The sequence below is a fragment of the Wolbachia endosymbiont (group B) of Cyclophora punctaria genome (genome assembly GCF_964028235.1).
Taxonomy (GTDB): Bacteria; Pseudomonadota; Alphaproteobacteria; order Rickettsiales; family Anaplasmataceae; genus Wolbachia.
Genome location: NZ_OZ034749.1, coordinates 525,022 through 548,114 on the forward strand (window position 1 = coordinate 525,022; position 23,093 = coordinate 548,114).

Annotated in this window: 25 protein-coding genes; 6 read left to right on the forward strand and 19 right to left on the reverse strand. The window is 34.5% G+C overall.

The window, feature by feature from the left end:
• Positions 1 to 112: 112 nt before the first annotated feature.
• The 3 genes from ABWU33_RS02510 to ABWU33_RS02520 all read left to right on the forward strand — a co-directional run bounded on the left by ABWU33_RS02510 (position 113) and on the right by ABWU33_RS02520 (position 3,325).
• Positions 113 to 1,315, forward strand: a complete 1,203-nt coding sequence (locus ABWU33_RS02510; protein ID WP_264377094.1) for a hypothetical protein — start codon at positions 113 to 115, stop codon at positions 1,313 to 1,315.
• 65 nt (positions 1,316 to 1,380) lie between these two features.
• Positions 1,381 to 2,301, forward strand: coding sequence for a helix-turn-helix domain-containing protein (locus tag ABWU33_RS02515; RefSeq protein ID WP_264686027.1), 921 nt, complete (start codon positions 1,381 to 1,383; stop codon positions 2,299 to 2,301).
• A gap of 46 nt (positions 2,302 to 2,347) precedes the next feature.
• On the forward strand, positions 2,348 to 3,325 hold the full coding sequence (locus tag ABWU33_RS02520; protein WP_264686056.1) for a helix-turn-helix domain-containing protein: 978 nt from the start codon (positions 2,348 to 2,350) through the stop codon (positions 3,323 to 3,325).
• A gap of 39 nt (positions 3,326 to 3,364) precedes the next feature.
• Here the strand turns inward: ABWU33_RS02520 and ABWU33_RS02525 are convergent, their stop codons facing one another.
• Positions 3,365 to 4,294, reverse strand: coding sequence for a patatin-like phospholipase family protein (locus ABWU33_RS02525; protein ID WP_264377097.1), 930 nt, complete (start codon positions 4,292 to 4,294; stop codon positions 3,365 to 3,367).
• Here ABWU33_RS02525 and ABWU33_RS02530 point away from each other — a divergent pair.
• On the forward strand, positions 4,281 to 4,814 hold the full coding sequence (locus ABWU33_RS02530; RefSeq protein ID WP_353280975.1) for a phospholipase D family protein: 534 nt from the start codon (positions 4,281 to 4,283) through the stop codon (positions 4,812 to 4,814). The two genes, ABWU33_RS02525 and ABWU33_RS02530, sit on opposite strands and share 14 nt — an antisense overlap.
• Here the strand turns inward: ABWU33_RS02530 and ABWU33_RS02535 are convergent, their stop codons facing one another.
• The 15 genes from ABWU33_RS02535 to ABWU33_RS02605 form a co-directional block, all read right to left on the reverse strand.
• Positions 4,815 to 5,024, reverse strand: a complete 210-nt coding sequence (locus ABWU33_RS02535; RefSeq protein ID WP_262986488.1) for a hypothetical protein — start codon at positions 5,022 to 5,024, stop codon at positions 4,815 to 4,817. It abuts the gene before it with no gap.
• A 67-nt stretch (positions 5,025 to 5,091) separates the two neighbouring features.
• Entirely contained in the window at positions 5,092 to 5,610 is a 519-nt protein-coding gene (locus tag ABWU33_RS02540; RefSeq protein ID WP_262986489.1) for an ankyrin repeat domain-containing protein, read from the reverse strand.
• 48 nt (positions 5,611 to 5,658) lie between these two features.
• A complete protein-coding gene (locus tag ABWU33_RS02545) occupies positions 5,659 to 6,624 on the reverse strand; it encodes a phage late control D family protein (RefSeq protein ID WP_264377099.1) in 966 nt (321 codons plus the stop codon).
• The gene (locus tag ABWU33_RS02550) at positions 6,621 to 6,800 is read right to left on the reverse strand and encodes a tail protein X (RefSeq protein WP_214303299.1); all 180 of its coding nucleotides are present in this window, start codon (positions 6,798 to 6,800) and stop codon (positions 6,621 to 6,623) included. Before ABWU33_RS02550 ends, ABWU33_RS02545 begins: the two co-directional genes overlap by 4 nt.
• A gap of 26 nt (positions 6,801 to 6,826) precedes the next feature.
• Positions 6,827 to 7,174, reverse strand: a complete 348-nt coding sequence (locus ABWU33_RS02555) for a phage tail protein (RefSeq protein WP_262986492.1) — start codon at positions 7,172 to 7,174, stop codon at positions 6,827 to 6,829.
• Positions 7,174 to 9,465 carry a phage tail tape measure protein gene (locus ABWU33_RS02560; protein ID WP_262986493.1) on the reverse strand — a complete coding sequence of 764 codons (2,292 nt, stop codon included), beginning with the start codon at positions 9,463 to 9,465 and terminating at the stop codon, positions 7,174 to 7,176. The genes ABWU33_RS02555 and ABWU33_RS02560 overlap by 1 nt, the downstream gene beginning before the upstream one ends.
• A 109-nt stretch (positions 9,466 to 9,574) precedes the next feature.
• On the reverse strand, positions 9,575 to 9,832 hold the full coding sequence (locus tag ABWU33_RS02565; RefSeq protein ID WP_264686026.1) for a phage tail assembly protein: 258 nt from the start codon (positions 9,830 to 9,832) through the stop codon (positions 9,575 to 9,577).
• Positions 9,833 to 9,915: 83 nt separating this feature from the next.
• Positions 9,916 to 10,422 (reverse strand): phage major tail tube protein, encoded by a 507-nt coding sequence (locus tag ABWU33_RS02570; RefSeq protein ID WP_265028097.1) that lies wholly within the window; start codon positions 10,420 to 10,422, stop codon positions 9,916 to 9,918.
• A 15-nt stretch (positions 10,423 to 10,437) separates the two neighbouring features.
• Positions 10,438 to 11,613, reverse strand: a complete 1,176-nt coding sequence (locus ABWU33_RS02575; RefSeq protein ID WP_264686023.1) for a phage tail sheath subtilisin-like domain-containing protein — start codon at positions 11,611 to 11,613, stop codon at positions 10,438 to 10,440.
• Positions 11,614 to 11,646: 33 nt separating this feature from the next.
• Positions 11,647 to 12,201: a hypothetical protein gene (locus ABWU33_RS02580; protein WP_264377284.1), complete on the reverse strand. Its 555-nt coding sequence runs from the start codon at positions 12,199 to 12,201 to the stop codon at positions 11,647 to 11,649.
• 6 nt (positions 12,202 to 12,207) lie between these two features.
• Positions 12,208 to 13,479 (reverse strand): hypothetical protein, encoded by a 1,272-nt coding sequence (locus ABWU33_RS02585; protein WP_230609034.1) that lies wholly within the window; start codon positions 13,477 to 13,479, stop codon positions 12,208 to 12,210.
• Entirely contained in the window at positions 13,476 to 13,676 is a 201-nt protein-coding gene (locus ABWU33_RS02590) for a hypothetical protein (RefSeq protein ID WP_353280977.1), read from the reverse strand. Before ABWU33_RS02590 ends, ABWU33_RS02585 begins: the two co-directional genes overlap by 4 nt.
• A gap of 4 nt (positions 13,677 to 13,680) precedes the next feature.
• Positions 13,681 to 14,865, reverse strand: coding sequence for a hypothetical protein (locus ABWU33_RS02595; protein ID WP_264377286.1), 1,185 nt, complete (start codon positions 14,863 to 14,865; stop codon positions 13,681 to 13,683).
• A gap of 11 nt (positions 14,866 to 14,876) precedes the next feature.
• Positions 14,877 to 16,814 (reverse strand): DUF4815 domain-containing protein, encoded by a 1,938-nt coding sequence (locus tag ABWU33_RS02600; protein ID WP_264377287.1) that lies wholly within the window; start codon positions 16,812 to 16,814, stop codon positions 14,877 to 14,879.
• Positions 16,815 to 16,820: 6 nt separating this feature from the next.
• Positions 16,821 to 17,504, reverse strand: coding sequence for a hypothetical protein (locus ABWU33_RS02605; protein ID WP_264377288.1), 684 nt, complete (start codon positions 17,502 to 17,504; stop codon positions 16,821 to 16,823).
• 140 nt (positions 17,505 to 17,644) lie between these two features.
• Here ABWU33_RS02605 and ABWU33_RS02610 point away from each other — a divergent pair, with 140 nt between their 5' ends.
• Positions 17,645 to 18,856, forward strand: a complete 1,212-nt coding sequence (locus tag ABWU33_RS02610) for a hypothetical protein (protein WP_007301877.1) — start codon at positions 17,645 to 17,647, stop codon at positions 18,854 to 18,856.
• Positions 18,798 to 19,934: a hypothetical protein gene (locus ABWU33_RS02615; protein WP_007303017.1), complete on the forward strand. Its 1,137-nt coding sequence runs from the start codon at positions 18,798 to 18,800 to the stop codon at positions 19,932 to 19,934. Before ABWU33_RS02610 ends, ABWU33_RS02615 begins: the two co-directional genes overlap by 59 nt.
• A 6-nt stretch (positions 19,935 to 19,940) precedes the next feature.
• Here ABWU33_RS02615 and ABWU33_RS02620 read toward each other — a convergent pair whose 3' ends face one another.
• The 3 genes from ABWU33_RS02620 to ABWU33_RS02630 are packed head-to-tail and all read right to left on the reverse strand — an operon-like array spanning position 19,941 to position 23,078.
• Positions 19,941 to 21,689, reverse strand: coding sequence for an AAA family ATPase (locus ABWU33_RS02620; protein WP_012482040.1), 1,749 nt, complete (start codon positions 21,687 to 21,689; stop codon positions 19,941 to 19,943).
• 42 nt (positions 21,690 to 21,731) lie between these two features.
• Positions 21,732 to 22,232 carry a hypothetical protein gene (locus tag ABWU33_RS02625; protein ID WP_007301871.1) on the reverse strand — a complete coding sequence of 167 codons (501 nt, stop codon included), beginning with the start codon at positions 22,230 to 22,232 and terminating at the stop codon, positions 21,732 to 21,734.
• A 39-nt stretch (positions 22,233 to 22,271) separates the two neighbouring features.
• Complete coding sequence (locus ABWU33_RS02630) at positions 22,272 to 23,078, reverse strand: AAA family ATPase (protein ID WP_264377289.1); 807 nt, start codon at positions 23,076 to 23,078, stop codon at positions 22,272 to 22,274.
• Positions 23,079 to 23,093: the final 15 nt, after the last annotated feature.

Consider the following 23,093-nt stretch of genomic DNA (forward strand, 5'->3'; position numbering starts at 1 on the left):
CAAATACATTAATTCTTGTTTATAATTAATGAGAAAGTATATATTAAATTAATTATAAAGTAATAAAGTCGGTTATAGACTTAGTAAAATATATTTAATAGCGGAGGCTAATATGAGTAATAAAATAATTGTACCTTTTGATGATCAAGAAGGAGGTACTTACGAGTTAAACATTGATCTTGATAGATTATCAAAAGGTGAGGTGTTAAATGCGATTATAGGAATTGGTCGTACTAAGGAGCAATCCACCTTTGTAAGCAAAATTAATAAGGCTAAAAAGCCTGAGGAAATAGCACCTTTCCCTGGTAGAGAAGTTCGCGAAAACAAAATCAACTGTGGGAAAGGATTTGACTATGTTTATGGCACAAAACCTGCAAGTGATCAAGAAGATAAAAATCCATTTACCTCTGCCTTGCAAAAAATAAAGCCAAGTATAAGCGAAAGTGAAAAGTTGAGCTGGTTTAAGAGTGGAGTGGTAAAAGCAAAAACCCCAAAAGAGATGAACAAAGTTATAGATGAAGTAATAGGTGATGGAACAAGGCTAAATGCATGTAATGATGGGGAATGGAGTTTCTCAGAGTATGTAGTATTAGGTACACATTTTCATAAATTTGATAAGGTTGATCGTAAAAAGGTAATACGTAAATTAATGTTAAGCGGTGCAGAGTTTCATGATACTCTACTACAGAATAAACTGATAGGTGAAATCTATGATGAGCTACAACCAGAAGTTCAGCCACAGATAGATAAGCAACTAGAAGAACTAGAAAAAGCTGGCGAAAGTGCTGTTCAAGAAGGATCCTTAATAGATCTCGAGATAGACAATACAACATCATATATAGAATTTTCTGATAATAGCAAGGTAGAGGTAGCCAAAATACTGGAAGCAAACAGAAAGTTAGGAAGTAATATTTTAAAAATTGGTAATGATGCAGTTGAGGTTAAAAGCGAGAAGGGAGGTATAAGAAACTATATCGATATGTCAGATGAAAGCTCTATTATATTACAATTTCCTACAAGCATTGGTCAGCTAAATATTATATTGTACCACGATGTAAAAAAATATGATCAAGTACAAGTCAGAGTAGAAAACAAGGAAATGTGGGCTGAGTTACAAAAAAGAGGCGAAGAAATAGGAAAAAACTGCCTTTTTGGGGGAGTGAAACTTCAAGAAGCAGTAGAGAAAGGTAATTTCACTAGATGTGGCATATGGAATGAAAAGTATGCTATAAAAGAGATTAGCAATGATGAAGTATTGTCTTCATGGGTAAATAGGGTATGTGGAGGTAGTAAAGAAACCTTTAGGGAACTTTAATTCATTTATTTTAAGGTTCCAGAGTTTACTGGAGCCTTTGAGCTATAGTAGAAAATATTATATATATGGTTTTTTGCGTGGAAAAAAGTCTAGATTATGAAGTAGGACAAAAAGTAAAAAGTTGGAGGTTAGAGCGAGGTTATACTCAGAAGGGTTTAGCTGAGAAAATTGGTGTAAAGTACTGGGTAATACTGCAATATGAGAAAGGGAACCGTAAAATTCCAATTAAGAAGTTATATGCTATAGCAGAAGCATTATCAGTAAATGTTAAAGGTCTAGTTTGTGGAGAGACGCTACCAAATGAAAAAAGATATTTTGAAGATAAAGAAATATTAAATTTAGTAAAGGGGTATAAGGATAAAGAATTAAGCGAGGTATTTTATTTATTAACCAAATTTATTCGTTTGAGTGAGGAAAGAAGCAGAAAAGCGGTAAAAATGGAAGTAGCAAGGGGTTTGATGAAAGTAGGAGTTTCTGCTCATGTTATCTCTCGAACAACTAACTTATCTATTGGTGAGTATGAGGAGAACAAAATTCCCATTCCATACAAAGTAGGGCAAAGGATAAAAGAGTGGAGATTGATACGAGGATATACTCAAAAAGATTTAGCGAATAAAGTTGGCATAACAAATCAAGGAATATACGAATATGAACAAGGGCGAGCTGCTGTCTCACTTGAAATGTTAGATGAAATAGCAAAGGTATTATCAATCAGTATCATAGATCTACTTCCCGAATCAGATGAGGATAGTGAAGCGGAAGAAAAGCTATCAAACTTGATAGAAGAATACAAAAAGATTGAGAGTCGGGAATTACGCGATATGCTAATCAAGTCTTTATTTAAAAGTATACATGTTTGTAGAGAAAAGGTCAGAGAGGAAAAGAAGATTGAAGTTGCAAGGAATTTAGTGAAAGAAGGAATTTCTGTTGATATTATCTTGCAAACGACAGGCTTATCAAATTATATGATTGAGAAATTTTTGTGATTTCATAAAAACTTAGCCAATGGTGGATTTTTTTGTGATAGAATATATGTTTGCTTCTGTAGGAAAAACAGCTTTTAGAGGATTTATCTATGATAATTCAGAGCATATTGGCTCAGCAAGCTACGAGCTGGGGAAAAAAATAGAAGGTTGTAGGATAGTACAAGGGTATACTCAGGCAAAATTAGCAAGCAAAATTGGTTTAACACATAAGGAAATACATAACTTTGAACTAGGGTGCAAGGCTATTACAATCAAAGAATCGTATATAATAGCAGGAGCATTGTCAGTTAATGTTATAGATCTACTTCCAGGACCAACAGTACTAAGAGAAAACAGTTGGTATGAAGATGAGGATAAAGAAATAGTCTATCTAACAAAAATACATAGAGAAATTAAGGATCAGGAATTACGAAAGAAACTGTATCCATTAGTAAGGTTTGTATATATTAGCGAAAAAATTAGTCAAGAAGAAGCGAAAATAGAAGTAGCAAAGAATCTAGTGAAAGAAGGAGTTTCAGTTGATATTATTTCCCAAGTGACTCGCTTATCTACTTATGAGTATGATGATATAGAGAAAGAAATTTGTACTGATTCTATACTCTACAAAGTGGGGAAAAGGATAAAAGAGCAGAGATTAATACGGGAATACACTCAGGAGGACTTGGCAAATAAAATAGGTTCAACACCTAAAGAAATACACGACTATGAACGAGGATATACAGACATTCCAATTGAAATATTATATAAGATAGCAAAGACATTATCAGTTAACATTAAAGCTCTTGGACTAACAGAATATGAAAATGAGCCAGTTTTGAGGTTTGTAGGTAAATGCGAAAAAATTGAGGATCAAGAATTACTGGATACGGTAGCCAGATCTTTATCTGAAGGAATGCAAACTGGTAAAGAAAAGGTTAAAAAAGCAGAGAAAATCAAGATTGCAAAAGATCTAGTTAAGGAAGGTGTTGCTATTGATATTATTGTGCGAGCAAGTGGCCTAACTGCTGATGAGTGTGAAAATTGAATTGTGTTAAACAATATATTAAGATGTAAGTAAAGATAGTTATATATTTAATATTTCTATACAGAATTTTTCTATCACTTTCTGATTGTCCTCTATCATTGCCTTTGCCTCCTGTTGAAGAAATTTGATATTTTTTGATGTAATGTTATCCATGTCAGCCGACGCTAGCTTCAATTGCGATTGTATTCTTACGTATCTATTGCCTATTACTTGATTCATCTGATAATTTACGCAGTCCAATCCAGAGGCAAACATCACATTTAACAAAGGTTTTATCCAGCCTATTTTTCCAAATCTCTTTGAATTGGCATACTCTATGCTTCTGTCTGTTCTTCCAGTACCTATCGATAACAGTAGAATATCATCATTTGGAAATAACCTCTTACCACTTGCATATGCACAAGCCGCTGGATTATTGGCAAACACCCCACCATCCACTAATACTCTGTTTATCTGGTTAATTTTTAGATGTTTTGGTATGAAATAAGTAGGTGCAGCCGTTGCAGCTCTGAGTGCATCTTTCAGCTTAATATTACCTTCTTTCCAGCTTTTGAAGAAAAATGGGCAGTTATTGTGAATATCGTAACTCGTAATCAACACATCACTTAAAGTGTTTTTAAGGATATCATCGCCAAAATATTTATCCAGTACAAATTCAATATTTTTATGTGGGTATTGTGTGCAATTAAGCCAAGAAAATATTGATCTTCTCAAAAATGAAGATTTAAAAATATATGACCCGTATTTTTGGTAAAGCTCGACTAAATCATTGGCTGAATATTGAGGGTTTCCTTGTTTATCTTTTTTACATAATCCTGCTATAACAATTCCACCGGTTGAGGTTCCTGCCACTAAATCAAAGATTTCAGCTATCGGTTTCCTTGCCCTCTTTTCTATTTCTGCTAGTATAATGGCTGGTATGATGCCTCTTATGCCTCCGCCGTCAACTGAAAGGATGTATTTTGCCATGGTTAGGTATTTATTGATTTTATTAACTTGTTCGCTTTTATCGGGATGTGTTTCCTGCCCAAAAGCCACAGTCTGCTTCACGCCTGGAGAAAATTGCACCAACCTAATAATTGATTCCGTAGACTATGCTAAAAAATCTGTGTTGGTTCAGGCATACCAATTTACCTCAAAGCCTATTGCTGAATCCTTGGTTCAAGCTAAAAAGCGTGGAGTTGATATTAAGGTTATTCTAGATGAATCACAAACTAGTTCAAAACATAGTGTAATTAACGAATTATTTGAGCACAAAATCCCGATATGGATTGACTTTAAACCAGCGATTGCTCATAGTAAAATAATGATTATTGATGATAACAAAATAATAACTGGCTCTTTTAATTTCACCTATGCAGCTGAATCAAGAAATGCTGAGAATCTACTGATTATAACAGGGGATCCTCAATTAGTTGAGCAATACATCGAAAACTGGAAGGATCGTCAATCTCAATCTGATCCTTATACACCAAAAGTAGAAGAATAATTACTTTAAATCAGCTTTAAGTTCATCCAATTCCTCAGAAAGATTTTTTACCCTTTCCTCAAGTACTAACACTTTTTCCATTAAACCATATTCAATGAGTTTATCGTGAAATTGTACCCTTGAGTCTAGCTTGGATAACCACCATATCAATGCTACGGTTTGGATTAATATGGTAATAATTACCGTAATTGGGATTTTTTGCTTTTTCATGTGAAAATATTAACTTGTTATGGATAGTTTTAGAAATTTATGTATAGATTATAGAAAACTTACAGCTTTAGTGATTACTTTTTGTTGATTCGTATTGATCCTCTGCTTTAGCAAGTAGCTTTATGATTTCTCTATATGTTTTGCCTTTGTTTTTATCATATCGCAATTCCACTACAGCCATATCTCTTGGTCTTCTTCCATCTCGATCTGTAGCTATAGGATTTGATCCTTTATCTAATAAGAATTTGACAATTTCTAAATGTCCATTATCTGCAGCATAATGTAGTGCTGTTCGCTTAAATTTATTGGCAGTATTTATATCAACATCCTTTTCTACTAAAAATTTTATAATTTCTAAACATCCTTTTTCTGCAGCATAATGCAATGCTTTTTCGCCAATATTTACATTATTTTGTATCAAGAGCTCGATATTTTCTAGGTCACAAGTTTCAGATGCAATCTCTAATTTAGTAATGCTATCTTTATATCTCTTTTCAGATAAGGAAATACATACGATTACAATACATACTGCTAGTGCTATTAATAAAATTAGTCTATTTTTATATATGATCGAATTTATGTTCATGTATTATATATTTATTTGGAATTAAATGACCATTTGCTTAAGTTTCACTTAAACAGCTTTGCTCACTGTTGCCTCTACTATAGTTTGATATCCTCTATTATTCAGAATATGTTCTGCCTTGCTAATTATCCATTCACCTTCAATTTCCTGACAAAATCCTGAAAGGCTGATCTTAGCTTCTGCAAATAATTCTGGATTACCAGGAACAGTTACATTTAAATTTGATGTACTACGTTTTAGTTGTTTTAACTTAGCTGCTGCTGCACTAATTGCTGATTCTGCGGTAGAGTAAAGCGTTTGCAGGGTATAACTTGGACCCTCATTTCCCACTTTCTCTTCTATAGTTTCTCCCTTTTCATAACTGTGCCATTTTGCAATAACAGATCCATATTTGTTACGCACATTAAAATTTACCTCCCAATTTATAATATCTTTAGGTGTTAATACTGTTGTACCTAACATCTTTCCAGTCGCTGATCTTGCTTCTCCCTTTGGAATAAAAATTATATATCCTCCTGCTGGTTTTACTAGTGCATCATATTTTTTGCCTAATCCTTCCAAAAAACTCATGTCGCTTTCATCTGCTTGAATGGTATGTGGTATAAATGTATTTTCAAATCTTTCAGCGACTTTACCTTCATACCCATGTTCTTGTGCTATTTCTTTAATCAAATCTTCCAAGGTAATGTCTTTCCATTCCTTTGATTTTCTTTCCTTTAATGATCCTCTTAAACTTGCAGCGTCACATTTTATTCTTAAAGTTTGTGGTGGACTTTGTATTGTAATTTGATTTGCCTTATATACCCCCATAGGTAATAAACCTGTTTCTTTATATCCTAGAAAAACCTGTAAATTACCCTTAAGTTCTAAAGCGCTAGAGTTATAACTAATATATATCTCAGCTTCGTCACTTGTAGTACCGGATCCATCAGTAACACGTAATAATATTAAACTCTTTTTTAAAACCTCTGTTACTGGGTTATTTTTTGCTACTATATCAAAGTCTGGCGTCATTCATCTAAAATATTTATGACAGATTCTTTCGATATTTTCTGAATTTTAGGAAGCTTAATTCTTAATCCAGCGGGCAAAAAGCTTGCGTATTCTGCAAGGCCTGGATTTTCAAGCAATACTTCCTCCACTGCTCCACTACTGTATCCATAATGTTTCCAGCAAATGTAATCCAACATTTCGTTTTCTTTCGTGTAATAATAAATCACTTACTGTAACTTTTTAACTTCAAAATAAACTCAACTTTTCTCGGTTTTCCATCAGGAAAAAATAATATCTGCTTTTCTTCTACATTAGTAATGACAAAATTTCCAAATACACTTCCTGAATTATCAACTAGAACGTGTGGTTCTTGAGTGTTACGTATATTTTTTAGCTGTTCTAAGCCATTACTCTGATAACGTGAATAAATCACTCCTGTTAAATCAATACATTCAATTCCTGAACCAATGTTTTGTAGCGACGTTTTTTCAATACATTCAATTGTATACCACCTTTTTTCTTTACTGTATCTTAGGCTTATTGGTTCAAGCTTACATTTTCCAAGCAACATCAATGTAACTCTTCAACTATATCAAAAAGTGCCCCACGTGCTTGTTCTCTAAATCGTTCTATTACTGCATCAGCAACGCTGCGGACATCTTCAGACTTAATGTTGATATTAAACGTTTGATAGAATGCTTGGTTATATACTTTAGATTCCCTATTTTCATATCTACTTTTCTTGAATGCTTTCTCAATTTCTTCTTGTTCTATAGCTCTTTTTTCTTCTATAACACCTTTAACTTTAAAACTCTCAAAATTGCCTTTACTATTTTCTGAAAATTGTTTAATAGCACTATTACTTGTCAATGGGTTTCCGTTACTGAAAATGCTATTTTTAGAAAGCTTATTAACAAAATTTCCATTATTTTCAAATTTTCTAATCGGGTTATTCTCAGCAAATATGCTACTAACTGTATTTCCCATCCATGAAAAAGCTTTTCCTATAGGTTCAATGAGTGATTTCCAAAAGCTAGAGAAAAAGTCTTTCACTTTTTGCCAGTTAGTTAGAACATAAGCTGCACCAGAAACAAGACTCGCTATTAAAAGTCCAATTGGGTTAGTCATTACAGCTAGTGTTATTGCTCTTAGCCCTGTTATTACTGCAGGGAAAACTATAGCTGATAAAAATGAAAATGTTGCCAATATCGTTGCTTTAAGACCAAAAATTGTACTTCCTAATAAAGTAATTCCATAGCCTACTCCCACTACTAAGACTTTCAAACTTATCAAAGCTGCTAAAGTACTCATGATTACTGTAGTTAAAGTTGGATATTTTTCTGCAAAAGAAGCTATACGCTCTGTTATTGCTTTCAAACTTCCAGCTACATAATTTAAAGTAGGCAACATCACTGACCCTAGATTCATTCCAGCTTCAAATACTGCATTTTTAAGTAATTGTAATTTATTAGCTGTAGTGTTTGCCCGATTTTCAAATTCTTTCTGCATTGAGGAGCGGTACTTTCCTTTATCAGCTACCTGTTCAATAGCTTTCTTATAAATGTCTAAGCTTCCTACTAAAAGAGCAATGTCATCTTGAAACCCAGCGCCAAATAGATTCATAAGAATACCGGCACGCTCTTGATCGTCTATTCTTTTTAAAGTTTCAAGGAATTGTAATATTGCCTCTTGAGGATTTTTTTTAATGGTTTGTTCGAGCTCTTCTATACTTGTTCCCATCTCATCTAATGCATCGTGAAATTCAGGACTTTGCTCTCTTGCAGTCTGTAGTTTACTAAGAAAGTTATTTATAGCAGTTGCTGCTTTTTCAGGTTGTTTACCTAAACTTATGAACGTACTTGCTAAGCTACTTGCTTGATCAACTTCTAAACCAAACTGTTTAGCATTACCACCAATTCTATTTAATGTAAGAACCACTTCTTGTGCTTTAGCAGCGGTATTGTCTGAGAGATGGTTTATTATGTTACCTACATTTTCCATACCATCAACTTTAATTCCATAGACGTTGGATATTTTCGCAATAGCATTACCAGCTTCTTCTGCCGACATATCAAACGCTGTGGTCATTTTGGCAACTACTGTTGTAAACTTAATAAGATCATTTTTGTCAATACCAAGTTGACCACCACTTGCAGCTATTTGTGCTAATTCTGCAGCTGACAAGGGTATCTCCCGAGATAATTTCTTTAACTCTTTAGCAAACTTTAATGCTTCATCTTTAGTGTCATTTTGCACAAATTTTACTACTTTCTTTACATCAGCCATAGCCGATTCAAAATCAACAGCAACTTTAATTGGCGCTGCAAGCGTTAGCCCTAGCCCAATAGTCTCTATAATTTGTGACTTAAAATGTGCTTTGCTTGCTAAAAAACTTTGGTGACTACGTATTGCAGACCCAAGCTTACCATACTTACCTTTTAGCACTTCAATAGAAGAACCAAGTTTATATTGATCACTTACTAATGACTTAATATTTCTTCCACTTTTTCTTACTGCTTCATTAAATGAATGCAAAGCATCTCTCTTTTTCAAATATGCTTCTTTTGCTTTTATTGCGGAGGTTTTGGCCTTGTCAAATTCTGCTTTTAAGGTTTTGCTCGGTTTCTCTATTGCCTTCATTTGTTTAGCTAAAGATTTTACTTGATCTTCAAAGCCCTTCCACGACCTCCTGCTAGTCAAAACATCATGACCCAACTGCTTAAATTTTGATACTGATTTTAAAGATGAGTCAAGCTTCCTTATGTTCTCACCAAGATAAGTAAGTTGATTACTACTGCCCTTTATTACAGTATTAAAACTGCCATCTAAAACAGCTCCGATTTTTATAGATAACGTTGACATTTAAGCTCCCTTGCTAATTTGCTCCATGAAATAAATTCACTAATCTCCATATCAAGAATGTGCTCAACTCCACCACCTATGATAGAGCCAAGCACTAGTATTTCTGATCTCAAGTTTTTTGGATAATCGGTGAAAAAAAATCCTTTAATACCTCTTGCACTTTTACATAATCAGCAATATCTAATTCTTCAATTGCTTCTTTTGCAACTGATGTCAGATTGGCAGTCAAAGTTACTTCCTTATTTAGGTCACTACCACTAATGCGTTCTATTGCCAAATAGTCTCTAACTTTTGGACGTCTAACGGTAAGTTCTGAAACAGAAATTCCATCAACTGTAATTGGGTTGTTTAGTGTTATAGTTTGCATAAAATTCTCCTATAAAAAATAAAATCTTGTAAAACATTTATAACTATTTGATCAACATCTAAAAAATATAATTCTAAAAATCTTCATATTCCAAGTACCGTCTGAAGTAGTGCCATCTGATCAACACCGTTAATCTTACGGATCATATTTTCAGCATCGATCTCTATTAATTCATTACCACCTATAGTAAGTTTATAATAATGCGCAGCTACAGTGCATTTGAGAGTGGCTTTTTCAGCAGGTTTCCAGCTACCAAAATCAAATTCTTTAAAAATGCCTCTTAAATTGATTATTACTCCTTCAATATCATTGCTACCACTACCTTGCATTCCACCACGGAGCGTCAAAGCTACTGAATTCCCATTTATCAGCCCAAATAGCCGAAAGAGCTCTGTATCGTATTCAGCAAAAGTGAAATCTGCTTCAAGCTTTTCCATGCCCATGTCAATATTTATTGGGATATCCATACCACCAGCACGATATTCTTCGGTTTTTATGGTGAGCTTTGGTAACGTTATCTCATCAATTTTTCCTGCATAACCCCGACCATCTACGAATACATTAAAATTCTTTAAAATCTTCGGTAACATCTCTTTCTCCCATTTTTATAATATTGTACCACTCACAAGATGTGACCTGAAAGTAATCTGTTCTGCTGGATATGGTGGTGTAAATTCGAAATCAAAATATACTTTCCCGCTTGCAATATTTGCCGGTGTATTGAGTTCAGGTGTTGCATAACATTTTCCGCTAATAATAGCTCCTTGTGCTTTTAAATTGGCCAAATAAGAATTCACCCCCTCAATTACATCATCTATATAAGTTTTGGTAATATTGCGATCAACTGCCCATAGATGAGCTCGAAGTAGACTATCGTTGATTAAATCTGCAGTTCTTCTTACTGACAGAAAAGCCCATTTTGAGTCATTTGAACATGTTCTATTGCCCCAAAGCCTATAGCCGTTTTGATGAATTATCGTTGTTACTTCATTTTCATTTAAGTGGTTTGCTCTGCAATTTGTATTACCGAGCGTAAAATCAATAGGCCTGCTTGTTCCAACAATACCATTTATCTCTTTATTTGAAGGTGAATGCCAGAAGCCTTGTTCGCTGTCTATTTTAGCTATTAAACCAGCTACAAATGGGCTTGCCGGTTTTTCTTCCCCTTCAAATACCTTAACCCATGGATCAACTACGTAAACTCTTGAGCTGCCTACACTTTTTCTCCATTTTATTGCTTCTTCATCATTAGTATTTGGTCCATCTGCAACAATAATTGCTCTTAATTTTTCTGCTATGGAAATTAAAGCACTCACTACTGGATTTACTCCATCTATTTCAGGTAACTGATGAGTAAACTGAGGTGCAATTAATATTTTTGGAGCAATATGAACTATGCTTTCACTACTGAGGAATGCCTCTATCCCCTGATACTCTCCAGTCTCTTTATCAACACCGCCAATTATATTTTGGATAGTTTCACTTTCTTTGAGCTTTGAATCGCTGTTTTCACTTTCTTTAACTCGAATAACTACTACTGTTGCACCAATTTGGGAAAATATTCCGTTTGTTGCAGAAGGTAAACTGCCACTCTTTCCAAGTCTTGCTGCTTCTTTTAAGCTTCCTGCAATTAACACTGGTTTATTTAGCGGAAATTTTTGCTCATCTGCTTCAGGTGCAGTACCAATTACACCTATCACTGATGATTTAGCCGTACGTACTGCCCTTGCTCCAGAGGTTACCTCTATAACATTTACTCCGTGCAAAAATTCTTCTGTCATTTTTTTCCTTGCACGCTGATTTTTGAAAAGAATTTAAGTTTCTAGGTTTTGCATTTTTTGTTTACAATCATCTAGCAAAGTTTGCAGTTCTTCTTCACTTTTAGCTTCTTCAATTTTCCTCTTCGCCATGTCTTCCAACTCCTCGCATTTCACTATCGCTTTTACTGCTTTTTTCACTTTTTCCTCGATTATCCTTGCCATTTCGATAACTGTAATACCACGGACTTTTGCTAAAGGTTCTATAATTTCTTTATCCTTTTCATCTTGGTCTGCTAGAATGCTTTTTGCGGCTTTCGCTTGTATCGCATACGACTTAGACTTCTGGTGAGAATGTCCTGTGTATTGGTTAGTATAGTTATCATAATAAGCACGAAGATTAGAAAGTGCAGAAAATTTCGCATTTTGCAATAACTCCAATTCAATATCTTCTTGATTCCGCTGAGCAATTTTGCCTCCTTCTGTTAAACAATAGCTTTTTTGCCAATCAAAATCTTTTGGCGCTTCATACCAATTTTTACCTTTTGGCTTGCTTTCAAGTATTGTTGTTTCTACTTGTTTATCATTTTCAAATCTAATGTAGATAGACATTGTTTGTTACCTCCAAATCTCATGCGTGTTAGATAATCCAGGACATTGCCAAGCTTTTAGAGTTCTTTCCACATCTATCTCAAGCCCTGTAGTTAAAAAATTGCTCCGAAAGTTATAAATACTCCACCTCATAAACCAACTGTAATGGTGATAATCAGATGTGTAAAAATATGGCGATGCGTAAAATAAAATTGCTATTGTCTTATTTGCTGGCACAGTAATATTATTTGAACTACTAAATACTGCGGAATTAGTTGAGTAGTTGTAAATATTTGTCCAAGTTATTCCTGAGATTGCCGATTTATTAGTATTAACGTGACTAGGTGTTCCTACGAATAACCCTGCTCCTTCATATCCTGAACTCCAACGTGATGAACCACTAAAATGAAGCGTTCGCGTTTTATCGCTGTTTGTAGTGTTTTTTACAAATATTACTCCAAGTAGTGCATATGGGTAACTGTATTGATCTGAGCTGTGACTACGACGTAAAAATGCTTTTCTGTACAGAAATTTACCGTTACTTCCTTGTAAGAAGTACAACTGTGGTGGATGATAAAAACTAGAATACGTACAATCATAAGTATTACTACCTGCAAGGAGCTGCAGCATATAGTCGGTTTTTGCTGTATCTTTATACCACTGCCCTAATTCTGTTTTGAAATAGCCATTATCATCAGACCAACCATAGTCATTATATCGATTAAGAATGCCGAACAGAAAAGGTAATGATTCAGGTTCAACCATATTGCGCTTTCTTATCTCTTTTATAATTGATGACCCATTTGGCACATCATTAATCGAGTTAAATTTAGTTGTGAGTGTTTTTAATTGGTCTTCTCTGGTTTTTATTTCCTTCATAATTGATGAACCAGTTGGTATATCGCTTATGGCTTTAAGGCTATTTAATGTGTTTCTTATGCTATTTAAGTCTCCGGCATTATTGATGGTGGCAACATGTGAATCTTTTCTGCTATCAAGTAGTGATAAGTTTGTAATTCCTTTTTCATCTATTTTCTTTAACGACTTTCCTTCTAATTCAGAGATTGCCGCTAATGCATTGTTTTTACTACTATCTAATTTATTTAAATGACTTGTGCTACTGTCAAGAAGCTCTTTTAATTTTGCATCAGTCATCTGTACAATATCAAGTACTGTACTTTGCCCAGCAATAGACTCTAGAGATTTTGCGAGATAGGCGAGTTGATCAGGGGTAGCATTTACAGATAGATCTTTCAGTCTCTGATGCAATGCATAAACTACTTCTTTGGCAATTGTCATTCATTACCCCACAAATTTAAAAAAGATTCAAAGCTAAATCTTTCAAAATTACTTTTAAGTTGATTATGTTTATCTTCTCTTTCGGTAATATCTTCATCTATTTTTTCTATAGCTTTTCGAATACGTACTACATCTTCCACTGCAATATTTTCTGGATTTGGCAAAGGATATCCTCGTTTGGTTTGGTCATTTGGCATTGATTCAAGTAATAATCACTCGCAAATTTTTTACTTTAGGACGATAGATAACCGTTCCACTTAAAACTAATTTTATTCTTGTCTCATTAGCATTAAAGTTTGTCAGTACATGAGTCCTCTCTACCCAATTTTCCCCTATTGGTTTTCCTGATGTTAAATTTACTAATTGCCAATCCACATTTTTTTGCACATATGCTTTAACGTCTGCAGTGCTAGGTATTAGCGCATCATATGTTATGGTGATCTTAGTATTAGCCCCTGCTGTAATGCTTCTTGTAACATAATCTCCAGACTCTGAAAGATTACCCATAACTAGCTGTAACCCAGGATATAGCACTGGACTTTTCTCTCGCCCTCCTTTTAGGCTTGCTTTTACCGTTAGCTCTCCAGATAATCTTTCACGCAGTGCGAGCGGCAAATTATCAGACAAAAAGTTTTCTCTTCCCTCTTCATCTGTTAAGATAAATTCTACATTGGTATCAAATGCTACTTTTTCGACGTTCGTCAAAACAATTAAATCTGATACATTATTTACAGTAACTTTGCCCAGATCAATAACGTGAGAACTTTCGCTAAATTTTGCAGCTAGTAATCGAAACGTTAAATCTAAATTCTGATGCGGTGTCCAGGTACTTGCATTGCTCGATGATAATAATACTCCTACTTGATAAGGCTGACTCGTTACCCAGCGGCTATTTACTGCATCATATTTGCCAAGTTCTGCTATTTTGACTGTTGTCTCTGAATCATCGGTAAGTAAAACTATTGCATACTCTTCTCCTGCATGGCAAAACACTGGTGACCACTCTATACGTGTTGCTGTGCCATCTATCTTTATATCTTTTGGCTCAATATAGCTTTCAGCAATGACAGTTTGCGAGGGCACTCCCACTGCTGTTTCTCTAATCTGCACAACAACACGTTTTTTGCCTTTATTTATAAACCATAGCTCCACACCTCCTATGTGCCTACTTTCATTTAAAGTAAACGTTTGCGCTAAAGGATCAACTCTTCTTGCTGCGATAACTCTTCTTCTTTCCTCTATGGTAATTGTTTTTTTACCAGTATAAGTTGCTTCTCCATAACTGCCTTTATCACCGTAAAACTGTACTAATTTAGTACCTGCTGGAATGTTTGCTGGCACTTTCACCTTTCCCTTTAATTTTCCCTGGTTGTTAGCTGTGAGCATATTTTTACCTCTTACGCAGTAGGCTGAATGAAGATACCATCGAACTTCACCTCCTTGAGCTTTTCATTTGGCTCAAAACCTTCGATCTCAAAATTCTGTATTGCTTCTCTCATAAATTCAGTTTCGTATGAAGTACTTGACAGCAGCTCTGTCGTTTCTTTAACATTAAATACTCTGGTTACTGGACTTTTCCAATTAGTGGTAACCTCTGTCCAGTGGTCAATGTTTTTATTTAGAGTAATTTGTGCCGGGACTGGATCAAAAGCTTGATATGGATTAATTTTTTCACTTTTAGTCTGTAAAAGCTGCTCCAGTACCGGTTCAAGTTTATAAGGTAAAAGATAAGGTTCTTTACCTCTTTCAACATCAATAATTTCCACATCTATAGGTAAAATTAATTCTTTGTTTACTATTGCTGCAGACTGCGAAATTCCTTGATCGCGCATATCATCATCAAAGAATGAATCAACAAATACTCCTTTTTTGGTGGTAGGTTCTCTTGAATTTGCATCACTGCGTAAACGCTCCTGTGCAACCAGCGCATAAAGATCATTTATTCCTTTTTTCATTGCTTCAAGCTCATTCATCGGTACAGCATGAATAGCATTATTCACTATTTTTACCCCTTCTTTTTCTCCGTTTTTCCATGTCTGATGAATGTAGCAGAGCAAAAGTTGTCCGCTAGGTGCTTTAGGCATTGATGGTCGCCAAGGGTGAGCTATACCTTTTATTCTCCTTACTGCTCCTTTGCTATCGATAGTAATTAAATCATAGCGTGGCATTTTCCAGGTGTAATCAATCAGAACCAGACTGTTATCAACGGCACCTCTTACTTTACATCCCTCTTCATTTATATCTTCAGGACTTACCTGAGTGCGACAGCGATAGGTTATAAGGTAACTACTTCCAGGTGCTGGTTCTTTGCCGGGTAATGACCAATCAACGTTTCCTGCATTTAACTTATAGTCTATACTATTTTCATAAATAACATTGCCTTGTTTAATTTGAATAATCTCAAGTACCGCAGAGTCAGGTATTGGATCAACAGCTCCTGAGTATGAACCGTGAGTAATGGTAATGGTTTTTTGAACAGTTATATCTACTTTTTTAATTTCACTTATTGGAAAATCATTCACCTTCAGTTCCATTACTCTTTGGCTATTTGGCTGAAAAGTATGTGGTTCTGATTCAACTGATTTTATATCTGGATCGTCATCAAAAGAAACACGAATACTGTGAGGAAGTTCAATCTCATAGCCATCAACATGAGCTTTGCCCTCATTAATCACAAATATTTTTTTCCCCTTTTCGTCCCCTTCTTCTCTCTGCAAACAAATTACTTCTAGACCGTTTACTACGTAAGATCCATTTGCTTCTTTATCATAACGAGCAAGAGCTGTAGTTACTATGTTTGCTTGTGGTGGCGGTGAATGTTCTATTAATACTCCATTTTCAATGTTATAAATTGGATAAAATTCTCCTTCAGAAAAACGTGGAGAAAGACCTTCTGCTTGATAACCCCAAATGGTGGAAACTTTAAGCCTTGCAGCTCCTACTTCCTGATAGTTTCTTGTACCAACTGCAGGATCACGAAGATTTTCGTCCTCAAGTTCTGTAATTGTAGATTCTAGATAATAAACACCTATACGAACTGTGGTACTCAGTGGAATAACAAACTCTTCTTTTTCGACTTTTCTAACTGCTCCACGAAGATAGATTTTTCCTCTTTCAAGTGTAACTTTACCAGTTTCTCTATCTATAATACAATTACTTCCTGTTACAACATCACCATCACGAAATATTGCATCTCCTATGCCTTTAAGCTTAGAAAGAGCATACTCCTGAGTTTCATTTAATTCTGCAGACTGTAAACCTCTTCCTGCCAGGAACAAGCTTTTTTCGTATTCTTTGTCAGGATTAAAACGGTTATAATAGGCGTTTAAAGTCATTTTGTTTCAAAAAGTTACAACAAATGAAAAAGTTTCCCGAGTTGCAGATGTTCTGATAAGTGGTACGGTATGTTCCAAAACCAATAAAATCCCATGGTCTTCTATATCTTGAGGTTCAAAATATCTCTGTCCTTCAGGTAATTCTTTTTTTACTTTAGTACCAACCATAACCCCTAGCTCTCTGATTACTCGATTTGCTGCATCCGTGAAATCGAAAGTGAATTTGAGAAAAAGATTATTGGTTGGTACATCAGAAGGCCTAAACCTTCCAGAAGGAGTTATAAGTTCGCCGTTTTCATCACCTGTGCAGAATAGCACTTCATCTGCAGTACGTCTGCCAAGTTCATTCAAGAGCTTTATAGAATTTATAGGTTCAGGTGGTGTGCTTTGAATGTACTCTATGGTAACTTTATCACTTACTGGAATAGAGCTATTTTCCGTACGTTTAATTACACCAGTACTGCTATCAACTGTATAGTCAACACTTGGCTGATGCATTGTTTGTCCTGTAACAACCTTCACATCTTTAACAGGTTGATGATCAAGTTTTATTTCACCCTTAACGAAAGTTTTTTCTACTTTATGGCTATTTCCAGAGCTTCCATCACCACTTCCCCAAGCAAGATGGATAGATTGCTTTTTTATGCTGGCTGCTATTGCTGCTCTGCCTGATTGCGTTAGAATTGACATTATCTGTTTTCAACCCTCCTATTATATATAATCGCTTTTTCTCTTCAATTTGTTCAATTTTTTTTTATTATTTTTTTATGGTAGTATTGACGCAACTGTTTAATATACTACAGTTGTCATAATATTTTTTCTTTTGGATAATGATTGCCAATCAAGAATTCTGGGAAGATGATCTTGAAGTTCCTGCTACTGAGTTACTATTGAGTTTTCAAAATCCTGATTTGTGCAAAAGTTGGATTAACTCTCTTAATAATAAGCAATTAAATGTTATTCTTAAACAACACTTCAATTATCAACAGCATTTGTTTGATAATAGTCCTTATTATGACTATAGGTCAGTTCAGCAAAAGCGTAAATTCCTTATCGACAGCAACCTTGATTATTTACCTAATTATTATTTAATCAGCTACTTTAGCCGTTTGAAGTCTGATTCAGCCATAATTGAGATAGCAAAGCCTATATTGAGTGGCGATGTAAAATATGATAAAAAATCTATACTATTTACTCTCTTTCTTATTGACCATAACTTGCTGAAGCACGTCTTTCTTTTTAATAAAGTTCAAAAAAGAAGTTTTTCATCATTTATTTTAAATAATCCTCCAAGACAAAGACAGAGCTCATTTAAAGATTTTTTGTCGAAAGAGGTACTGCGAGAGATATTAACTCAACATGATTCTCTAGCAAATGACAACTTTGAAAGTAAGTTCAAAGGTTTTTTTTACTACCAAGACCGCATTTACTTATTTATACGTCGTGCTAGTGATTCAGACCTGGTACTTAGCTCAAACCAAGTAATACACGGTTACAAACCTGACTGGATTATTCTTGACTTCTCTTTAAATAGCAATCAGGTAAATTTGTGTACTAAAAACCTCAAACGTGGCTTAGAAATAGCAAACAGCATTGCCAGTCGATATTTTCAACGTGAATGCTCATTTATTAATCTACGTAATCAGAATAAAGTTGCCCAAGTGCGTACATTCTTGACTGACTGTGTACATGAATTAATAAAAGACATCAAATTAATTGAATTAAAGTTTACGTCACCTGAACCAAGCACTTATTTTACATTAAACACAAATTCCATAGAAAAGTGGTTAAAGGTGTTAGAGCCTTCAATTGGCAGTATAATCTACAATATTAGTCTTGTTCAACATATAAAGGTGATATTTAGAAACAAAAAAGTTACTCTATCTTTTCATGCCAATACAGACTATATAGCGATCAATTATTCAGAACACGTACTTGATAAAAAAGAACGTGAAGATTTTAAGTTAATGTTTTCCAATACTTATGGACTTACCATTCTGTCAAAAGCAAAATCCAACTTTCTACAGGCAAATAGTTACTAATCTGCTACGGTGGAGTGACTCTTATGATACACCTAGCAGAGATTATTTAGAAGTTGCACAATACCTGTCAAGTCTTGGGTTTGTAAATTTAAGAGAATATTACTTTATAATCTGTGCTAATGATGAAGATGAGTTTGATTTTCATGTAATAAATCCTTTCTGCAACAATAGATTAGAAATTGTCAGCGATTATGATGAAGATTATGATAACCCAATAATGTGTGACCTCTGTGAACGTGATATTTTACCTGATACTTATAAAAAACAGCGTTACTTTTCTTTAGAGGTAAAAGTTAATCATTTGAAAGTTATAGAATGGTTTGAAAAGCAATTAGCAAGTTTAAAGATTACTTGTAATAAAGTAGCAACCGGAGTTTATTATGTTATTGTTGACACAAGCCTTATCAGCTTAATTATTCCCGAATGCTGTCCTGATAACTCATACTCTGCTGTGGATAAGTTAAAAACCACCCCTACTGCTTTAATAACTTTTAATAAGGAGAGTCTTAAGCCACCACTGAATCTACACATTGTTCCTATAGCAGATCTAATTTGCGAAGATCAAAGTTTAAATGAAGTATTGCATCAAACAGTAGAAAAAGGAGTACCAGAATTATTACCTAATGTTTCTTTTCAGGCATTCAATTGCTATTCTTACATTCCATTGCAACAGACTAAGTCTACTCCAGCAGAAAAGACTTTTCAGCTCCATATTAAAGGCAATGACATTTGTGTTAATGGTATAGGAGTTATCGAAACACAGTCAAAGTCTGGAAGAATATTTTTTATTTTCTTAGATCAATTTTTTCATGACTTTAAAAGTGGAATTTCTCCAGAGCAATACAAAACTTTAAACGTTGGAGAAATTGCAAATCGCTTAGAAAACATTCACGATGTTGAACAACAAATTCGCAAACCAATAAATAGAATGCAAAAAACTATAGCAGAGAAATTGGCTATAACTTTAGGTTTAAATGTCAAAAAAGACGATATTATTCAAACTCTGCCATGGTCAGGGATAGGTACTAAGGAATATGGCTACAGGCTTAATCCTTTTACTATTGTTCTTAAAAAATGAGTGTTATTAAATATCTCTCCTCGTTAAATGCTCAGCCACTTTCATAACTTTTACGCGCTCTGGTATTTCTTTTTCATAGAATTTAATATAACCTGAAGCAACTAATGCGTTAACATATCTACGAATGGAATGACAACTCTTCAAACCAAATGTATCTTCAAATAAATAGCAAAATTGGCTTTTAGTATAAAATTTTCCCTTAGCTGCTCTCTCATTAATTAACCGTAAAATGATGTCATAACTTTTTTTTCGACGTTGTTTTACAGTTGGTTTTTCTGATACAGTTTGCCAACTGTCATTTACTTTTTCGATCTGCATAGGTAAAATAGATTTACCATTTCTAAGTTCAAATATCAATTGACGAGTATTTTGTTCTCCGTTTGGCTTGATCATCATTATCCCTGAAGTATAAAAACTTCTTAAAGCCGATGCTCCGCTAAAGTTTTGAAATGGTTCCTCTACTAATGACTTTTTCGATACCTTGTTAGTATTGTGCGTTAAAATGATTCCACAACTAGGGTTTGTTATAGACCTCAATTTTTCAACTCTATCTTTTAAAAAACAAAACATCGAGCTATTACTATTTTCTCCTTTATATTGATTGAAATCAAAAACACCACGTAGTGTATCTATAGCAATGATATCAACTGTTTTAACGTCTAGTCTCTCTGCTATAATATCTTTTACTTCTTCTACTCCTTGAGAATTCAAAAGTAAGCTTGTTTTTGGTGTAATAATTAAATTTTTTGATATTAATTCTAGAGATTTATCATCAAATTTCAATTGTTGTAGCCGTTCCTTAATGTAGGGATATTCAAGATCAGTTTGAAGATAAAAGATCTTTAATGGTCTAATTGGAACCATACTCAAAAACGGTAGTCCCGCTGACAGATGTGCTAACCAAGAAAGCAGTAGATCAGTCTTGCCAACCTTTGGAGCTCCTCCAAGTAGTAAAAGTCCTCCAGGAGTAAGAATTCTCGGTAAAATTATATCCTCTGGTGATGGAGATTTATCATTTAGATAATGACTAGCAGGAAATGCTTTTTTCTCAGATAATACACTTAAACTTTCACGGTTCTCAGATGATATACCTAAACTTTCAGGATTCTCACAGGACATACCTAAATTGTCTAGTTCCACTGCTACTTTTTTAACATATTGTTCATCTTTTTCCGGCCAAATTATTATATGCTTATCTGTTAGCATAGACCAATCCGTTTTCTCAATATCATCATCTATTGCAGTTGTTGCTGTAAAACCTCTCTTTATTAAACTATCAGCACGGTTTTCACCTTTAACTATAATCACTTCATCAGACTTAATAATACCGGGAATGTTATATAATGGCTTCAGACCATTCCTAGAGGTTCTTAGATTCCATATATGTCTATAATTGTTTTTATACAAATAAACATAAGCTATAGCCTCATTATTTTTATCAAGGTAGCTATATTTTGCTATTATACGCTCACTAAGCCACTTGGTTATAAGGCTGGTAATCTCAGAAAAATCAGTTTTATTGGTTATTATGCTCCAGAGTTCAATAATATCTCCGTTAGTTTTCTTATCACAGTTATACCAAGTGCCAGTTTGCTTACCTTCTGCCACTACCATCAAGTGGTCTTTATTAATATTTCCAGAATAGAACCCATAACCAAATTTACCACCAGGCAATAAGTAAGACAGACACTCTTTAATATTGTGAGCCAATAACATTTTTATCTCTTGTCTTGATTCAGTAATGCAAAACTCCATGTAACCTCCGATTAATTTACTATAAAAATAGTTGCAATTTATTTAGAATGGTATCCAATCAGCGTCTGAATTTTTCTCTTGTTCAGGAGTAATGACCGTAGCAATTCTGTTCCTATCTCCATAGGTATTATTAGCCTCAATGCCTACTTTTGCTGTGAACTCCAGGCCGTTTAAATCTGCAATTGAGTTGATTTTTCGCGCAAGAACTGCTTTTTCTGATGTGTCATTTGTATGAATATTACGAGCTGACTCTAAAATACTGCGAATCATAGAACGTCCAGATTCTCCCCAAGTATCTTCTTTACCTTCTGATTTGCCACTTTTAATACCAATTATTTGGTAAATCTTACATTTTGCGTATGGACCTTCAATGACGGTAAATTCAGCGTTTAAATAGATGCTGCCAGTATCATAGCTTTTAGTGAACCAATTTTCGTAACCACCAGGCTTAATTGCCATTTTTACCTTGACTATTGTACCTTTAGGTATTAAACTACTCTGTAGTTTCGCATTATTGAAATCAGTTAAAAAATCTTGCAGCATAAGTTGCCCCCTATATATCAATTGATTTTTAAAAAAAGCTCAGTTATTCCATTGATCAAGAAGCTGCCAGCTACCGTTGATCTTATCGATAAGTTTATTTGGCACACGTTCACCATTGCGTAGCTCAAATACTATTTGACGTCTGGTACTTTCCTCATCATAAGCAACCATCACCATGCCAGTAGTGTAAAATCCCCTGAGAGATCCAGCACCACTTAAGCCCTGAAATGGATCTTCTTCGAGCATTTTCTTGGATAATTTTTTCGTGTGATGCGTTAATATTATTCCAGCATTTGGGTTAATAGCATTACGTAGTTTTTCAAGAGTTTTTTGCAGAAAGAATAGCATAGCGCTATTATCGTTTTCATTGCCATACTCACTACTAAAGATTTTGCGCAGAGGGTCCACTGCCAAAATATCAGGCTTAAAGCGTTCCTTCGCAATTTCTTTTATGTAATTTATTTCTTCATGGCAAAATGATAAATGCACTTTTGGCGTAATTATTAGGTTATTAGCAGCTATTGCCAAAAGTTCTGGATCAAGTTGAAGACATTGCAAACGTTCCTTCATATATTCGTATTCAATTTCAGTTTGCATGTAGAAGATTTTCAAAGGTCTACTTGGAGTCATACCAAGAAAAGAAACACCTGCAGCCATATGGACAAGCCAAGAGATCAAAAAGTCACTTTTACCTATTTTAGGAGGGCCACCTAGAACCAATAAACTTCTCTGAGTTAAAATTCTTGGTGAGACGATGTCTTTCGGTATAGGTGATTGGTCATTCAAATATTCTTTCATACTGAAAAAGGGAATCTTTTGACCAGTAGTTAAAAAGTCTTGTAACATATGTAACCTCCAAAA

Excerpts from the sequence above, each read along its gene's own strand:
- ABWU33_RS02540 (WP_262986489.1), bottom strand. The coding sequence starts at position 5,610 with ATGAACATAAATTCGATCATATATAAAAATAGACTAATTTTATTAATA.
- ABWU33_RS02570 (WP_265028097.1), bottom strand. The coding sequence starts at position 10,422 with ATGTTACCGAAGATTTTAAAGAATTTTAATGTATTCGTAGATGGTCGG.
- ABWU33_RS02525 (WP_264377097.1), bottom strand. The coding sequence starts at position 4,294 with ATGGCAAAATACATCCTTTCAGTTGACGGCGGAGGCATAAGAGGCATC.
- ABWU33_RS02535 (WP_262986488.1), bottom strand. The coding sequence starts at position 5,024 with ATGAAAAAGCAAAAAATCCCAATTACGGTAATTATTACCATATTAATC.
- ABWU33_RS02520 (WP_264686056.1), top strand. The coding sequence starts at position 2,348 with ATGTTTGCTTCTGTAGGAAAAACAGCTTTTAGAGGATTTATCTATGAT.
- ABWU33_RS02575 (WP_264686023.1), bottom strand. The coding sequence starts at position 11,613 with ATGACAGAAGAATTTTTGCACGGAGTAAATGTTATAGAGGTAACCTCT.
- ABWU33_RS02605 (WP_264377288.1), bottom strand. The coding sequence starts at position 17,504 with ATGTCAATTCTAACGCAATCAGGCAGAGCAGCAATAGCAGCCAGCATA.
- ABWU33_RS02510 (WP_264377094.1), top strand. The coding sequence starts at position 113 with ATGAGTAATAAAATAATTGTACCTTTTGATGATCAAGAAGGAGGTACT.
- ABWU33_RS02630 (WP_264377289.1), bottom strand. The coding sequence starts at position 23,078 with ATGTTACAAGACTTTTTAACTACTGGTCAAAAGATTCCCTTTTTCAGT.
- ABWU33_RS02565 (WP_264686026.1), bottom strand. The coding sequence starts at position 9,832 with ATGCAAACTATAACACTAAACAACCCAATTACAGTTGATGGAATTTCT.
- ABWU33_RS02620 (WP_012482040.1), bottom strand. The coding sequence starts at position 21,689 with ATGGAGTTTTGCATTACTGAATCAAGACAAGAGATAAAAATGTTATTG.
- ABWU33_RS02580 (WP_264377284.1), bottom strand. The coding sequence starts at position 12,201 with ATGTCTATCTACATTAGATTTGAAAATGATAAACAAGTAGAAACAACA.
- ABWU33_RS02625 (WP_007301871.1), bottom strand. The coding sequence starts at position 22,232 with ATGCTGCAAGATTTTTTAACTGATTTCAATAATGCGAAACTACAGAGT.
- ABWU33_RS02530 (WP_353280975.1), top strand. The coding sequence starts at position 4,281 with ATGTATTTTGCCATGGTTAGGTATTTATTGATTTTATTAACTTGTTCG.
- ABWU33_RS02590 (WP_353280977.1), bottom strand. The coding sequence starts at position 13,676 with ATGCCAAATGACCAAACCAAACGAGGATATCCTTTGCCAAATCCAGAA.
- ABWU33_RS02595 (WP_264377286.1), bottom strand. The coding sequence starts at position 14,865 with ATGCTCACAGCTAACAACCAGGGAAAATTAAAGGGAAAGGTGAAAGTG.
- ABWU33_RS02600 (WP_264377287.1), bottom strand. The coding sequence starts at position 16,814 with ATGACTTTAAACGCCTATTATAACCGTTTTAATCCTGACAAAGAATAC.
- ABWU33_RS02560 (WP_262986493.1), bottom strand. The coding sequence starts at position 9,465 with ATGTCAACGTTATCTATAAAAATCGGAGCTGTTTTAGATGGCAGTTTT.
- ABWU33_RS02545 (WP_264377099.1), bottom strand. The coding sequence starts at position 6,624 with ATGACGCCAGACTTTGATATAGTAGCAAAAAATAACCCAGTAACAGAG.
- ABWU33_RS02515 (WP_264686027.1), top strand. The coding sequence starts at position 1,381 with ATGGTTTTTTGCGTGGAAAAAAGTCTAGATTATGAAGTAGGACAAAAA.
- ABWU33_RS02555 (WP_262986492.1), bottom strand. The coding sequence starts at position 7,174 with ATGTTGCTTGGAAAATGTAAGCTTGAACCAATAAGCCTAAGATACAGT.
- ABWU33_RS02585 (WP_230609034.1), bottom strand. The coding sequence starts at position 13,479 with ATGACAATTGCCAAAGAAGTAGTTTATGCATTGCATCAGAGACTGAAA.
- ABWU33_RS02615 (WP_007303017.1), top strand. The coding sequence starts at position 18,798 with ATGGACTTACCATTCTGTCAAAAGCAAAATCCAACTTTCTACAGGCAA.
- ABWU33_RS02610 (WP_007301877.1), top strand. The coding sequence starts at position 17,645 with ATGATTGCCAATCAAGAATTCTGGGAAGATGATCTTGAAGTTCCTGCT.
- ABWU33_RS02550 (WP_214303299.1), bottom strand. The coding sequence starts at position 6,800 with ATGTTGGATTACATTTGCTGGAAACATTATGGATACAGTAGTGGAGCA.